Source organism: Variovorax sp. OV700 (assembly GCF_900099805.1).
Classification (GTDB): Bacteria; Pseudomonadota; Gammaproteobacteria; order Burkholderiales; family Burkholderiaceae_C; genus Variovorax.
The window spans coordinates 246,301-260,916 of record NZ_FNDR01000001.1; the positions used below are offsets into that span (position 1 = coordinate 246,301).

A 14,616-nucleotide genomic window follows, 5' to 3' on the forward strand; every position below is an offset into this window, starting at 1 on the left:
CAGATTTCGAATTCACTACGCCTTGACACAGGCCAAGCGGCAAGGGGCAGCATTCCTGCCGCCCCCTCGTCAAGAGCTGGTTACGCGATAGGCTCCGTCTGGTTGGTTGAGGCGATCAGGTTGGCGATGCCATCGATCTCCAGGTGCACGTCGAAGTCGAAGGTCGCGTAGTCGGCATCGCCGTCGATCAGCCGGCCCCCAAAGTTCAAGTCCACGTCCGAGTTGATGGTCGTCGATGTGATCACGTCGATCTTGATGATCTTGAACACGTCGTTGTCCGCCGTATCGGCATAGTTCATCCCTGTCGCGGTCAGGTTCGCCGAGCCGTGGGTACTCAGGCTGACGCCCGTCCCGGTGATGTCTTCGGTGCTGCTCATGACCTGCACGCCGGCGATCTTGTAGACGGCGCTGTTGTAGTCGTCCGTGCCGATGCTGACGATCTTCATGCCTCCTCCGGCGGATTGATAGTCCGTCGCAGAATTGGCAATCAGGAGCGTGGTCGTCGTGTCGTTGCTGTTCGTCTTGCTGACCAACTTCAGCAAGACAGCCACGTCTTCGCCGTCCGTGATCTGATCGATCGTGATGTTGATCGCGTCGGCATAGGCCTTGTCCGTGCCGACGACGGCCGCGTTGGGCCGTTGCGGCGGACTCGTCAGGTTGGGGTTGCTCACCGGATTCGACCTGTAATAGTCGAAATTCAGCAACTCGCCGGCCTGCACAGTGTCGGAATTCACGCCGAGGGTGTTGGTCGCGACATTGACAAAACCGGCGCTCACGCTGTTGAAGGTTTCGCCCGCCGTAAACACGTGATCGCCGCCTGATACCAGGTCGCTGGTGTCGCTCGGCGGCGTGGCCGCCCTGGCGGACAGCACGCCGAAGAAGTCGCTGCTGTACTGCTGGACCACGATTTCGGGCGAGTTGTTGCCTTCGGTGTCGTAGTTGAAGGAAGCCATCGGCGCACTGGTAGAGAACGTCGTTTGTCCACCGAAGATCTGGTCCAGGTCGAAGCTGAAGGTACCGTCCGTCTTGTTGAAGATGACCGTGCCGGTTGCCGCCTGCGTCGTGGTCGAGGTTGGCCCGGCGTAGAAGTTGAAGCTGAAGTGGTAGGTGACCGTGGTGCCGTCCTCGGCGAAGTGCGTGACGGCCGCATCGGTAATGGGCCGCCCGCCGGCGGTCGTGCCGCTCAGGCTGTTCAGCACGATGCCGTCAGTCGACGCGTTGTCCACGTCGTCGGCGCCCACGGAGAAGTTGTACGTTCCGGCGATGGGTAGGCCGTCGTTCGCTCCGGTGAGATCGGAGATGGCCGTCACCGTCGGGCCGTGGTCGTCGAACTTGATGTTGTCGCCGATATTGAGCACCCTCGAATCGCTGGCGGTATCGCCATCTCCGTCGGTGAGCGTCACGGTATTGGTCAGGGTGATCAATGTGGCGGCCATCGTGGCCTGCTGGGCCGCATAGTTGGACCCCACGCCCGGTAGCGCGTGGTCGATCTCGGCAAACTGCTGCAAGGTCACCGATCCGGCCGCGCTGACCGCGACGTCGAAGATGGTGTTGCCCGCCGTGATCGCGCCCGCGGTGGCGGCCGTCGAACCGATGACATTCCCGCCCACCAAGTACAACCTGATGACCGCGCCGTCGCTCGTGAGCCCTGAATCCCCGCCCGGCGTGGACAGCGCGAAGGTCGAGGCGGTAGAGCCCTCTCCATCAGCGCCGTAGCTGCTCGAGGTCGTGCCGAAGGCACTCGCGAAGCTCTGGACGGAGGAGTCGGTGCTGGCTCCGATGGTCTGGGCGTCCTGCGTGTTGACCAGCGCCGTATCGGTGGGCGTTGCCAGCAAGATGGACGGGCCGTGGTCGTCGAACTTGATGTTGGCACCGATGTTGAGCACCTCTGAATCAGAGGCCGTATCGCCATCCTGGTCGGTGAGCGTCACCGTATCGGACAGCGTGACCAGATCGTCGGCCATCGTGGCCTGCTGGGCCGCGTAGTTCGACGAAGCCCCCGGCAGCGCGTGGTCGATTTCTGCGAACTGCTGCAGCGTCACTGCGCCGCTTGCACTTACAGCCAGGTCGAAAATGGTGTTGGTGGCAAGAATTCCGGCTTGCGTGCCGGATGTCGAACCGATGACCTTGCCGCTCACCAGGTACAGGTAGATGGTCGCGCTATCGCTCTTGAGCCCTGAGTCGCCACCTTGCGTTTTCACGCCGAGAGCGAAGGCCGAGCCGGTGGAGCCCGCTCCATCGGCGCCATAGCTGCTCGAGCTCGCGCTGAAGGCCGTCGCGAAGTTCGTGGTGGCGGAGTCGGTGGCTGCTCCGATGGTGTCGGCATCCTGCGTGCCGACCAGCGCCGTGTCTGTGGGCGTTGCCAGCGCGAGCGAGGGGCCGTCGTCCTCGAAGTTCATCATCGAGCCGACCTCTGACGTTGCGGCGGAAACCTGCATCAGCCGGAACCCCCCGATGTCGAAGTCCGCGTGGGTGTTGCCCGAGGCATTGGTGGCCGCCCCGTTTTCGACGAGTACACGGTTGTGGTCTGCCGACGTCGTGTATTCGATCGAGTAGCCGGCCTTGACGCCGGTGATCAGCGCGACGCCGTTGGTGATGCTGATGGCGATGGTCGTACTCAGTGCGCCCTCGGCGCCGTTTGCGAAGGTTTCGAGAGCCGTCCCGGTGACGGAGTCGAGCACGCGCACGCTCGTGATAAGAACAACCGAGTCGTTCGCATAGCCATCGATGAAGCTGTTGCCGGACTCAACCACCGTGCTGTATGCGGTGACCTTGACCTGGGCACTCTTTCCGCTTTGCAACTGCACAATGTCAAAATCAGCAGTTCTCGCTCCGACGAACATGCCGGTGAAGTCGATGTTCGACTCCAGATCGGCCTCGTTCTGGTCCAGGTTCGGAATGGTGACGTCCGCCCTGGCGCCGGTCACGAACGTGAAGCGGATGCCCTCCTGCTCGGTGATCATCTGACTGTTGGAGCCGAACGTGGTCGGCCCGCCAGCCTGGCTGGTGTTGATCGTGTCGCCGGTCGTGATGTTGATGTCGTCGGTGGTGATGTTGGGATTGGGGCCGGACTGATTTGCCGGGTCCTTCCCCGTCGCGATGATCGTCACGTCGGTAATCCGGCCGTCGACGATCGTCGGGTTGCTCTTCGTGAACATCAGGAACAGGTTCTGGCCGGATGGCGCGTTCGCGAGGTTGAACTCCGCATCCTGGCTGACACTGACGTAGACCTTGCCAGTCAGGTCGACTACATCGTCGGCGTTGGCCGCATCGGGGTTCGATATCGCTTCATACTGAACCATCCAGATCTTTGCGCCCGTCACCGGGGTTCCCGTCTCCTCCAGATAGGCCGCAAATACGATGACAGTGCCGGCCTTCCCATAGACGACGTTGTTGTTGGTCGTGTCGGTGTAAAGGAGGATGTCTTCGCCGTCGGCGGTATTGAGGCCGCTGTCCAAACCATTGAGCGGAGCGCCACCTGAGTCCGTGAATGACATACCGGTGAAAGCGCCGGTGCCGCTGAACGTGAATGCGTTGGCGCCTGTGTTGCCCACTGCCCCCGTATAGCCACTCAGGGCGGCTTTGGTTGGGGCTGGCGCACCTACGGCCGTCAGGCGGGTGGTGAAGACGCCCGGCAGCGAAGTTACGAGGATGTCGTTGTCGTTAGCGTCTTCCGCAGGCGTGGGGGTAGCGACGAGGTTCTGCAAACTGGCGGTTTCGTCCAGAGTGACGGACGAGCCGGGTGTAAAGGTGAACGCAGGCATGAACGCTCCTCGAGTTGGTTAAAAAAACGCCGACGGAGAACAGCGCAACTCCGAACGAGCCGCGTTCGCTGGCAATTGACCAGGTTCACTTATCAGCAAAGGGGAGACGATGCTGAACCGCGGCCCCGCGCACTGTCCATAGGTCGAAAGTTGTCACCCAAAGGGTGACGCGCCGCGCCGGTCGTTCGCGGTTTGACCCGGCATACATCTCGATACCTTGCAACAGCCGGGAATCAATCCGGATACCTGTGTAACCCTTTATCATTAATTTAAGGGCCCACTCAACAAACGCCCGGGGGAAGCATGAAACAAGTCCCACGCTCGTCTGAGGGGCTGGAATCTGCATGGCGCGCAGGTTCGCAGCCGTCAACGCAAGGCTCTCGCCCGCTGTCGCCATTCGCGTTCCCCGCGTTGCGCACAGCGAGCAGTCTTCAACCCGCCTGGCTCGAGATCCCGCCTCCTGCGGCGCACCCCGCGCTGGAAGCCTGTGTCTCAGTCCTGATCGCAAGCTGCTGGAACCGCGCATCCGCGTTGTTCGAACCGGGCCTGCTGGCGTCGAGGCACCGGGCCGAGCGGATGTACCGGATCGAGCACGCGGAGATGGACAGCATTGCCGACCTGGAGGCCTGCTGCCGGCAACGAGTGCCGCGCCTGCTGCTGGTGGACATCGCGTTGATTTCGACGGAGGGAATTGGCCAGCTGGACGATCTGCGCCGCAGCTTTCCAGGCACCGATTGGCTCCTTGGCTGGGAGCATCCCTCGACAAAAGGGCTGGATGCGGCGATTCGGATCCAGGCGCGCGGCTGCGTCGAGTGGGGAGCAAGCGCAGACCAGTTCGCGCAATCGCTCGATGCCGTGTTGGTAGGCACGCTGGGCTTTCCGAACCCGGTGTTGCAGGCCCTCTACCTGTCGGTGCTGCGGTTGGCGGTGGCCGGCCAACGTTCGGCACTTGCGGCACCGCCTGCAGTACGGCTCACCGCGCGAGAGCACGAGGTGCTCTCGTTGATGAACTTCGACATGTCCAACAAGCAGATTGCCGAGCAGCTCGGCATCAGCGTCAACACGGTCAAGAAGCACCTGGCGCATGTGTTCGCGAAGCAGGGGCAGCACAGCCGGCGCTGGCATCTCGCGCGGCCCGGGCTGGCAGGACCGCTTCCTGAGAGACTCATGCCGCATGTCGAGCCTGCGGCTTCGCGATATCCCGTGGAGAAGCCCAATGCCGCGCCGCATGCGGGCTACTTCAAGAACATGTTCGCCGGGCAGTTTCCCCGGATCTCCTATCACCTCGACGGCTCGATGGACGACGACGGCTTGCTGCAAACGGCCACGCCGACGATCGTCTCGCAGCTTGCCTGCCACGCCGGGTGGCCCAATGTCATCTCGACGGTGCCGGGCCGGTGATGAAGAGCATCTTCAGGTCTCAGGGCAATTAGCCGGGCGCCTGCAGGCTTGCGGCAATCCGCTCCCGCAGCCAGCGATGCGCCGGGTCCCGGTGCCGCCGCTCGTGCCACAGCATCGCCATCTCGAAGCCCGGCACTTCCAGTGGCGCCTCCACCACGCGCAGCCCGGGCGCCCCGCGCGCCAGCCGCTCGGGCAGCATCGCGACCATGTCGGTGCCGGCCAGCACCGACATCATGAAAAGAAAGTGCGGCACCGAAAGCGCCACGCGCCGCGCCACGCCTTTTTCGGCCAGCGCATCGTCGGTGGGCCCGGCAAAGCCGCCGCCGCCGAGCGACACCACCACGTGCTCCAGTGCGCAGAACTGCGCGAGCGTGGGCCGGCGTTTCAGTCGTGGATGGCCAGCGCGACCGGCCAGCACGTAGCGTTCGTTGAACAGCACCCGCCGGTGCAGCCCGGGCGGCGCGCCGACGCTGGTGTGAAAGAACAGGTCGAGCTCCCCCTGCTCCAGCTGTCTTGCCATGCGCGAGGGCACCGCCTCCACCACGGCCAGCCGGGTGTTCGGCGCGGCGGCACGAAGCCCTGCGAGCGCGGGCAGCAGGATCGCCGACTCGGCATAGTCGGCCGCCGCCACGCGCCAGGTGGTGGTCGCCTCCCCGGGGTCGAACGGCTTCGTAGGCGCCACCGCGCGGCCCAATGATTCCAGCGCTTCGCGCAACGGCTCGCGCAGTTCGTCGGCGCGCGCGGTGGGCCGCATGCCGCGCTGGGCGGGCACCAGCAACGGATCGTTGAACACCTCGCGCAGCCTGGCGAGCTGCACGCTCACCGAAGGCTGCGACAGGTTCAGGCGCTGGGCCGCGCGCGTCACGCTGCGCTCGGCCAAGAGCATGTCGAGCGTGAGCAGCAGGTTGAGGTCGAGCCGGCTGAAATTGTCCATGGCTATTCCTGGAATTCTGATTATTCATTTCCAATATAGCTTGGTGACCCCTAACCTGCGTGCATGAAAATCCTTCTAGTTCATGCCCACCCCGAAACCCGCTCGCTCAACGGATCGTTGAAGCAGTTCATCGTCGAACACCTCGCGCAGTCGGGACACGAAGTCCGCGTGTCAGACCTCTACGCCATGCGATGGAAAGCGACGCTGGCCGCCGACGACTTTGCGCACCTCGAGCCCGGTGCCCACTTCGATCCCATCGCGGATTCGCTGCGCGCCTTCGAGTCCGGCACCCAGCGCGAAGAAGTCGCCGCCGAGCAGGCCAAGCTGCTGTGGGCCGACGCCGTGATCTTCCAGTTTCCGCTCTGGTGGTACACGATGCCGGCCATCCTCAAGGGCTGGGTCGACCGCGTCTATGCCTATGGCTTTGGCTACGGCGTGGGCGAGCATTCCGACAGGCACTGGGGCGACCGCTTCGGCCAGGGCGTGATGGCCGGCAAGCGCGCCATGCTCGTGGTCACGGCCGGCGGCTGGGCCTCGCACTACGGCGCGCGCGGCATCAACGGGCCGATGGACGACCTGCTGTTTCCCATTCACCACGGCATCCTGTACTACCCGGGCTTCGAGGTGCTGCCGCCTTTCGTGGTGTACCGCACCGGCAAGGTCGATGCCGACGCTTACGGGCGCATCACCGACGACCTGGGCTGCCGGCTCGACACGCTGTGGACCACCGATCCGATCCCGTTTCGACCGCAGAACTTCGGCGACTACGAGATTCCCGCCCTCACCTTGCGCGACGACATTGCGCCGGGTGAAGCGGGCTTTGCGGTGCACACCGCATCGGAGAGGAACGCGCGATAGCGGACAGCAGCAGCGCGCTACGGCAGCACCGGATTCGCCGCTGCCTTCGCAATGGCTGCATCGGCATCCACCTGCAGCAGAAATCGCCTGGCGACCAGGTCGTTGGCGGCGGCGGTCACGGCCGCGACGTAGCCGGCCTGGTCGGTGTAGCGCTCCTGGAGCGAAGGCCGCGGGTCGCCGCTGCCCGATCGTTCGGCCGACGTCTTGGCAAAGGGAAAGTACGAGCCGAAGAGGCCGGCCAGGTCGATGGTGCCCGGCTTGTTGGTGTAGTTCCAACCCGTGTTGGTGCCCACGGGCACCGCCACGTCCAGGCTGCGGATGCCTGCGATGTCGTTGCCGTCGGCATCCACCTGCGGCACGAGAATCGCGTAGTCGCGGCCCAGGTAGGCCGGCGGCACTTGCGTGGCAATGCCGCTCTCGTCCTGCGGACGGTAGTTCGGCCCCCAGTCGAGCAATGAATAGGTGTTGACCAGGCCCGTGTAGGCGGCACCCGGAACGGCCGGAAACTTGAGTTGCTGTGGCCGCACCAGCGTGGCATCGGCAAGCTTGGGCACTTGGTTGTCGGGCGGCGCGGTGCCCTTGACGACCCACTCTTCGAGGTTCTGGTAGAGCGCGCGCACCACCGGCACCACGCCGGCGTTCGCGTTGGTGGCGTAGAGCGCTCCCGCGCTCGCGCCAGGAAGCGACGGAAGCCCCAGCAGATGGTGCGTGCTCGCGTAGTAGTAGATGCGCGCGTTGCCGGGCTGCACGAGGTCCGCCGTGCCCCAGGCATCCGTCAGGAGCGGCGACCCCTGCAGCACGAAGAACTCCGTGCCGCTGAATCCGATGAAGAGCTTGGGACAGGTGCCGCTCGCCTCGCAGCGCGACAAGATTCCGCCGCGGCGCTGGGCCACGTCGTCCACGTAGTCCTTCGACAGCCCACGGGTGCCGGCCTGGCCAAAGGCCGTGTGGTCGGTGCGCACGCCTCCGCCGCCACCGGGGATGGAGAAGCGCATGTTGATGTTGGTCTGCCGCGCCGCAATCTGCGCGTACACGCCGTCGAACACCTTGCGCCCCGCCCGGTCCTCGTTGAAGCCGAGGTGGACGAAGGTCTTCATGAAGTTGCCGCACTGCGACACACCGGACGCAATGGTGTTCTTGATGGCGGCAGCCACCGGGTTGGCGGTGCCTGCGGCATCGCTCGCATCATGGTGGAAAAAGGCGATCATGTCGCGCACGGCCGCGAGCCCCAGGCCCATGACCTTCGGGTCCTTTGCGACATAGACCAGCTCGTACATGTAGGCCGGGTCCCATTTGTCCCTGAGGCACACGTTCGTTTCGTCCGGTGTGCCGGGGAACGGCGCGGCGGCGCTGCACTTGGCAAACTTCCAGTCGCTCGCAGGAATCAGCTGGCGCGCATCGGCTTCGTTGATGCGACGCGTGAGCACGTAGCCGGGCTGCGTGTTGTCCAGGCTCGCCGTTGCATAGGCCTGCATCGCCGAGTTGTACGGCCCGCCGGGCAGCGGCAGCGAATCATTGGTGGCCGCCGTGGGCAACAGCTCGGCGCGGTAGGTGCCGGTGATGGTGCTGCCATCCGCATTCTTTGCAACCGGCACCTGGAGCGTGAGCTTGCCCGCCGCAGCCGGCACGTCGCCCTGCCAGGCGGCCGTGAGGAACACGTAGCCGCGCGACGCAAAGTACGGATCGAGGTTGACGATGTTGCCGCGGTTGGGTGCGTCGTAGCGAAGCACGCCGTTGGCCTTGCCCATGTCCTTGGGCTTGAAGAGCACGAAGTCGGAGCTGTACTCCACCTTGCCGTTGGCGTTGCGCGGCGCAAGGGACAGGTCCTGGATGATGGCGTTGTGCGCGTCCTTGGGATCGACTTCGCCCGTGAAGGTGCCGGTGATCTTCTCGTAGGCTCCCACGCTGCCGAAGGTGCCGGCAACGTCCTCGGTCTTCGTGATGGCGAGCTTGAACTTCGGCGCTTCGGAGGCCGCGGGCGGTGGTGTCGTCGCGCCTGGCGGCGGCAGCACGAAGCCACCGCCTCCACCGCCGCCGCTTCCGCCGCAAGCGCTCAGAAAAAGGGCGGCCGAAGCCACCGTGGCAGCCAACAGGCTCCAGCGTTTCATGGGTTGTCTCCTTCGTTGAGGTATTTGTGCGGTGCCGATCTCCGTTACGGCCAGCGCGCGCTCTACTCGGCTTCGATGCCGGCGGCCTTCACGATGCGGCCCCACTTCTGCGACTCGGCCGTCTGGAACTTGGCGAGCTCTTCGGGCGAGGTGGTGAACACCTCGGTGCCGGTGGGTTCGTAGAAAGCAGCCTTGGCGGACTCGCTCTTCGCAGCCTTCACGAGCAGTTCGTTCAGCCGCTTGACCACGGCTGGCGGCGTCTTCGCGGGTGCATAGGCCGCGAACCAGTAGCCCATCTCGTAGCCCTTCACGCCGGCTTCGGAAATGGTGGGCACATCAGGGGCGAGCGGTGAACGCGCGGCGCTCGAGACGCCCAGTGCGCGCAGCTTGCCGCCCTTCACCTGCGGCAGGCCGGTGGCCGCGTCGGTAATCATCATGTGGATCTGCCCGCCCAAGAGGTCGGTGACCGCCAGCGTGTTGCTCTTGTAGGGTACGTGCAGCAGCTTGATGTCGGCCATCTGCTGCAGCAGCTCGCCCGCCATGCGGCTCGACGAACTGCCGCTGCCGAAGCTGTACTTGCCCGGCTCTTTCTTCGCGAGCGCCACGAACTCGGCCACGCTCTTGGCCGGGAACGATGGGTTCACCACCATGATCTGGCCGCCCTTCCCCAGCGCGGTGATGGGCGCGTAGTCTTTCACCGGGTCGTAGGGCAGCTTCTTGAACAGGTGCTCGTTGGCGGCGTGCGTGGTGTTGGTGGTGATCAGCACCGTGTAGCCGTCGGCCGCGGCCTTGGCCGCCTGCTGCGAGGCGATGAAGCCACTGGCGCCGGCCTTGTTGTCGATTACGACGGGCTGCTTCGTTTCTGCCGTGATGCTGTTGCCCAGCGCGCGTGCGATCTGGTCGGTGGCCGTGCCGGCCGCAAAGGGCACGATGAAGGTGATGGGTTTTTCAGGAAAGGCCTGCTGCGCATGGCCCAGCAGCGGCGCCAGGGCGAGCGCGGCGGCAGAGAGGGTCAGGGTACGTCGTTTCATTGTTTTGTCTCCGAATGGATGGCTAGGAAAAAAGGAAGGCGCAGCTGCTACGGCCCTGCCAGCAGCGGTGCCAGTGCGCGCGGCAGGCGGATGGGCATGTCGAGCAGCAGGAATGACAGCGCCTTGCCATGCGCATCGAGGTTCAGCGCATCGTTGACGCCGCCGTCCAACACCGCGTCGAGCACGAAATTCATCGCATGCAGCCGAGGCAACAGAAAGCGCTGCACCCGTGCCGGCGCGCGATGGCGGAACTGCATCGACACACTTTCGGGCGTGAGCTGTTCAGCGAGCAACGGGTAGAGATCCTGATGCCAGGCGATCACGCTGATGTTGGAGCGATCTCCCTTGTCGCCCGTGCGGCCATGAGCGGCGCGGTAGAGCGGCACTTCGATCATGTCTGTCGTGGTGTTCGTGTTCATGCCAGGGCCTCCGCGTCGAGCAGTTCGAAGCGCACCGGCACCGCTTCTCGCGGGAGCAGGCAGGACAAGGTGTTGAGCCGTGGCGTGAGCGCCGTGCGCACGCCGCCGCCGCCCGCGGGCCCGCAGGTGTAGAGCGCCATCACTTCGCGCGCGAGACGCTCGGCCTGCCCGCGTTCCGCATGCGTGGCCGCGACGCGCAGGCGCACGTCGCGAAGGCCTGTGTCGCGCGTGTCCGCGAGCATGCGGCCGGCGTCGTCGCCCAGGATGCTGAGTGCGCCGATCAGGTCTACGCGCAGCGTGAGCCCATCGAGCCGCTTGCGCAGCACCTCCGCCGCAAGCCGCGCACGTGCCTCGGCACGCGGCCCCGCATAGGAGATTTCGCCCTCGGCGAGCCAGCCGCCTTCATGGCAGACGTTCACCTTGTAGTGGCTCGGCCGCGTGTGGCCGCGCACGCCGGAGAGCGCCACGCGATCCGCCGCGCCCGGTTGCTGATTCACCTCGGCCTCGGCGATGTCGGCCACCACGTCGGGCGTGAGATAGGCGCTCGGGTCGTGCACCTCATACAGCAGTTGCTCCTTGACCGTGGCTTCGCTCACGAGGCCGCCGGTTCCGTCGGCCTTGCCAATGGTGCAGTTCCCGTCGGCGTCGATCTCGGCGATGGGGAAGCCCACCGCTTCGAGGCCCGGCACCTCCTTGTAGCCCGGGTCGGCAAAGTAGCCGCCGCACACCTGCGCACCGCACTCCAGCAAGTGGCCCGCCATGGTGGCGCGGCCGATCCGGTGCCAGTCGTCTGCGCGCCAGCCGAAGTGCGACATGGCAGGGCCGACGGTGAGCGACGGATCGGCCACGCGGCCGCACACGACGATCTGCGCGCCGGCGTCGAGCGCGGCGGCAATCGGCTCGGCGCCGATGTAAGCGTTGGCGCTGACGATGCGCAACCCCTCTATCTGCGCGCCGAGCGTTTCATGCAACAGCGCGCGGTGTTCAGGCCCGGAGAGATCGTCGCCCTCCACCACCGCGATGCGCGGCGCCGCGGCGCCAAGCTCGCGCGCCATGCGGGCGATGTGGCGCGCCGCGGCGCGCGGGTTGGCCGCGCCAAAGTTGCTGACGATGCGGATGCCGTGCGCCAGGCAACGCGCCAGCACGGGCCTCAGCATGGCATCGAGCAAGGGCTCATAGCCGGCGTCGGGGTTGTCGCGGCGGCGCAGCTGGGCGAGCGCGAGCGTGCGTTCGGCCAGGGTTTCGAAAATGAGGAAAGCGCGTTGCCCGGCGGGGCCGCTGGCGAGCCGCTCGATCAGCGTGTCGACCACCGGCCCGGCGGCATCGGTGCGGTCGCCGGAAAAGCCGGCTGCGCAGCCGATCAGCAAAGGAGGCGGTGCAATGGCATTCATCGGGGCTGACTTTAGGCAGTCCGCCATCATCCGTAAAATCGAAAATTCGGATCAATTGATCTGATTTTCAGATGATGTGAGACGTGCAATCAAAACGGCATTTCGGGGCTCATGTCTGTTTGTGCGTAACATTAGTGAAACTCTCTTTCGAGATTTCAGCGCTACTCCTGTTCGGCGCGCCTTTGACCCGCATGAATGATCACGGAATGGTCGTCGCTCCAAACGGCCGTTGAAAAACACCTCACCCCATGGCCACCCGTCCCCGCGCGATATTCACCATCTGCTCCAACAACTACGTGCCGATGGCGAGGGTTTTGCTGGAAAGCGCGAAACGCCACCATCCGGAAGCCGATGTTTATCTGTGCCTTGCCGACGAGGCGCTGCCAGAGGCCGCTTTCTATCCGGGGCAATGCGAACTCATTGCGGCCAAGACGCTCGGCATTCCGAACTTCCGAGAGTTTGCGTTCCGCTACGACATCATGGAGTTCAACACGGCAATCAAGCCGTTCATGATCCGGCATCTGCTCGCGCGCGGACATGAATCCGTGGTGTACCTGGACCCTGACATCGAAGTCTTCGCCCCGCTCGAACGGGTGTTCTCGCTGCTCGACGAAGGCGCTTCCTTCGTGCTCACGCCGCACCTCACTCAACCGCTGGAGCAGCCCAACTTTCCGAACGATCTCGGGATCATGCGCGCGGGTGTCTACAACCTGGGTTTTCTTGGGGTGGGGGCTGGCGAGGAAGCCGACCGGATCCTTCGCTGGTGGTCGCGGCGCCTGCAATACGAATGCGTCAACGAGCCGGATCGCGGCATCTTCGTGGATCAGAAATTCATGGACCTGGTGCCAGGCTTTGCGGCCGGCGCCCGCATCCTGCGCGACACCGCCTACAACGTGGCGTACTGGAACCTGCAGCAGCGCGCACTCGGCGGAGAACCGGACGACTGGAAGATCGATGGCGCGCCACTTCGCTTTTTCCATTTCAGCGGCATCGATCCGTTCAACCCGAAGTACCTGTCCAAACACACCGAGTCATTCCGTGATGAGCAGCAGTCGCCGCTGCTTGGCGAACTTTTGCGCCGCTATGCCGCGCAGGTGCTCGCGAACGGCCACGGCCGGGTACCGAACGCCATTTACGCTTACGGGCGCTTTGCATCAGGCACGCTGCTGCCCGAGGTAGTGCGCCGGATGTTCCGCGACCGCCATGTCCACTGGTCCGGGGGCGATCCGTTCCACACCTACGAGGAGTATCTGCACCTGCCGTGCGCACGAACCGCCGGCACTGCATCCCGCGGCGTCACGAACCTGATGTCGTACCTGCACGAGCGCGAGCCCTGGCTGCGAGGCATTTACGATCTCGCAACGAGTGAAGGCGTAGGCCGCTACGTCGACTGGTACGTCCAGAATGCGCGAACACTATTGAAAGACAGCCGGCTCGTCGCACCCGTCGCTTTGCGCGCCGGCGTTCAGGCGGCGCCCGCCCACGGTCGGCGCCCGCCCGCAAGGCGTGGTGCAGAGCCGGACGCGGCGGTAATCGGCTACCTTCGCCTCGCACTCGGCGTTGGCGAAGCGGGTCGCCAGGTGCTCCGCACGCTGCGGCACGCCGGACTCGATGCGCGTGGCCTGCCGATCCAATTCGGCTCCATGTCCGCCGCCGTGGACAAGTCGCTGGAGCCGCTGTTCGACGACACGGCCACCGCCAGGGTACAGGTCTTCAACATCAACGCGGACCAGTTGCCGGGCGTCATTGCCCACCTGGGGTCGGCCCTGCGGTCGGACGCCTACCGCGTGGCCATGCCTTTCTGGGAGCTCGAACACTTTCCGGCGCCATGGCTCGCGGCCTTCGATCTGGTGGACGAAATCTGGGCGCCGACCCGTTTCATTCAGACCATGCTCGCCCGCAGGATCGGCAAGCCCGTGCTCCACATGCCGCTGCCGCTGGACTTCGAGGCCCCACCGACCTTGGACCGTGCACGCTTCGGACTTCCGGAGCACGCTTTCCTGTTCTTCTTCAGCTTCGATTTTCTTTCCTATGCCGAACGCAAGAACCCCATGGCTCTGGTGCGTGCATTCAAGAAGGCATTTCGCGATGAAGGTTCCGCCCATCCCAACGTATGCCTGGTGCTCAAGACACTCAACGCAGACATCGCGCCTGCGCACAGCCAAGCCCTGCGCGACATCCTGCGTACCGACCTTGACCTGACCCTGATCGAAGAGACTTTGACCCGCACCGAAACGCTGCAGCTGATCACGGCATGCGACGCCGTCGTATCCCTGCACCGCAGCGAAGGACTGGGCCTGCTGATTGCCGAAGCCATGGCGCTCGGCAAGCCGGTGATCGCGACCGACTACTCGGCAACCGTCGAGCTGGTCTCCTCGGACACCGGCTGGCCCGTCGACTTCAAGCTTGTGCCGGTACCCGAAAACCAGTATCCGTTCCACGAAGGCCAGGTCTGGGCCGAACCGGACGAGAACCATGCAGCTTGGCAAATGCGCCAGGTGTTCCACAACCGGCGCGAGGCGCAGCGTCGCGCCGATACCGCGCGCACCATGCTGAAACAGCAGTTCAGTGCCGAGAACTGCGGCGCACGCATGCGACTGCGCCTCCAAGAACTGGAATCGGCCGGCCCGCCATTGCAAGCGGCAATGGCCTGCACACCGGTAGAAGACCGTGCCCGATAAAGCGCTGCGCGAAGCGCAATCCGTTGTGG

The 14,616-nt window shown here is 64.8% G+C and carries 9 protein-coding genes; 3 read left to right on the top strand and 6 right to left on the bottom strand.

All coding sequences use genetic code 11. The annotated features are described in order from the left end of the window. Positions 1 to 80 precede the first annotated feature (80 nt). A complete protein-coding gene (locus tag BLR24_RS01130; RefSeq protein WP_093011389.1) occupies positions 81 to 3,764 on the bottom strand; it encodes a beta strand repeat-containing protein in 3,684 nt (1,227 codons plus the stop codon). A 411-nt stretch (positions 3,765 to 4,175) separates the two neighbouring features. On the opposite strand from BLR24_RS01130, the gene BLR24_RS01135 reads away from it, so the two are divergent. After that, positions 4,176 to 5,165 carry a helix-turn-helix transcriptional regulator gene (locus tag BLR24_RS01135; protein WP_175543135.1) on the top strand — a complete coding sequence of 330 codons (990 nt, stop codon included), beginning with the start codon at positions 4,176 to 4,178 and terminating at the stop codon, positions 5,163 to 5,165. A 28-nt stretch (positions 5,166 to 5,193) separates the two neighbouring features. Here the strand turns inward: BLR24_RS01135 and BLR24_RS01140 are convergent, their stop codons facing one another. After that, complete coding sequence (locus tag BLR24_RS01140; protein ID WP_093011395.1) at positions 5,194 to 6,099, bottom strand: LysR family transcriptional regulator; 906 nt, start codon at positions 6,097 to 6,099, stop codon at positions 5,194 to 5,196. A 63-nt stretch (positions 6,100 to 6,162) separates the two neighbouring features. Between BLR24_RS01140 and BLR24_RS01145 the strand changes: the two genes are divergently transcribed. Then, positions 6,163 to 6,957, top strand: a complete 795-nt coding sequence (locus BLR24_RS01145) for an NAD(P)H-dependent oxidoreductase (protein ID WP_093011398.1) — start codon at positions 6,163 to 6,165, stop codon at positions 6,955 to 6,957. Between the two features lie 17 nt (positions 6,958 to 6,974). Here BLR24_RS01145 and BLR24_RS01150 read toward each other — a convergent pair whose 3' ends face one another. The 4 genes from BLR24_RS01150 to BLR24_RS01165 form a co-directional block, all read right to left on the bottom strand. Next, on the bottom strand, positions 6,975 to 9,065 hold the full coding sequence (locus tag BLR24_RS01150; protein ID WP_093011401.1) for an alpha/beta hydrolase domain-containing protein: 2,091 nt from the start codon (positions 9,063 to 9,065) through the stop codon (positions 6,975 to 6,977). A 62-nt stretch (positions 9,066 to 9,127) separates the two neighbouring features. After that, a complete protein-coding gene (locus tag BLR24_RS01155) occupies positions 9,128 to 10,096 on the bottom strand; it encodes a Bug family tripartite tricarboxylate transporter substrate binding protein (RefSeq protein WP_093011404.1) in 969 nt (322 codons plus the stop codon). Positions 10,097 to 10,143: 47 nt separating this feature from the next. After that, positions 10,144 to 10,515: an AtuA-related protein gene (locus BLR24_RS01160; protein ID WP_093011407.1), complete on the bottom strand. Its 372-nt coding sequence runs from the start codon at positions 10,513 to 10,515 to the stop codon at positions 10,144 to 10,146. Then, positions 10,512 to 11,906: an acyclic terpene utilization AtuA family protein gene (locus BLR24_RS01165; RefSeq protein WP_093011410.1), complete on the bottom strand. Its 1,395-nt coding sequence runs from the start codon at positions 11,904 to 11,906 to the stop codon at positions 10,512 to 10,514. Before BLR24_RS01165 ends, BLR24_RS01160 begins: the two co-directional genes overlap by 4 nt. Before the next feature lie 248 nt (positions 11,907 to 12,154). Between BLR24_RS01165 and BLR24_RS01170 the strand changes: the two genes are divergently transcribed. Beyond that, entirely contained in the window at positions 12,155 to 14,587 is a 2,433-nt protein-coding gene (locus BLR24_RS01170; RefSeq protein ID WP_093011412.1) for a glycosyltransferase, read from the top strand. The last annotated feature ends 29 nt before the right edge of the window (positions 14,588 to 14,616 follow it).

What these genes read in the sequence shown, in the direction of transcription:
- BLR24_RS01130 (WP_093011389.1), bottom strand. Translation starts at nt 3,764, where the DNA reads ATGCCTGCGTTCACCTTTACACCCGGCTCGTCCGTCACTCTGGACGAA.
- BLR24_RS01140 (WP_093011395.1), bottom strand. Translation starts at nt 6,099, where the DNA reads ATGGACAATTTCAGCCGGCTCGACCTCAACCTGCTGCTCACGCTCGAC.
- BLR24_RS01145 (WP_093011398.1), top strand. Translation starts at nt 6,163, where the DNA reads ATGAAAATCCTTCTAGTTCATGCCCACCCCGAAACCCGCTCGCTCAAC.
- BLR24_RS01150 (WP_093011401.1), bottom strand. Translation starts at nt 9,065, where the DNA reads ATGAAACGCTGGAGCCTGTTGGCTGCCACGGTGGCTTCGGCCGCCCTT.
- BLR24_RS01155 (WP_093011404.1), bottom strand. Translation starts at nt 10,096, where the DNA reads ATGAAACGACGTACCCTGACCCTCTCTGCCGCCGCGCTCGCCCTGGCG.
- BLR24_RS01160 (WP_093011407.1), bottom strand. Translation starts at nt 10,515, where the DNA reads ATGAACACGAACACCACGACAGACATGATCGAAGTGCCGCTCTACCGC.
- BLR24_RS01165 (WP_093011410.1), bottom strand. Translation starts at nt 11,906, where the DNA reads ATGAATGCCATTGCACCGCCTCCTTTGCTGATCGGCTGCGCAGCCGGC.
- BLR24_RS01170 (WP_093011412.1), top strand. Translation starts at nt 12,155, where the DNA reads ATGGCCACCCGTCCCCGCGCGATATTCACCATCTGCTCCAACAACTAC.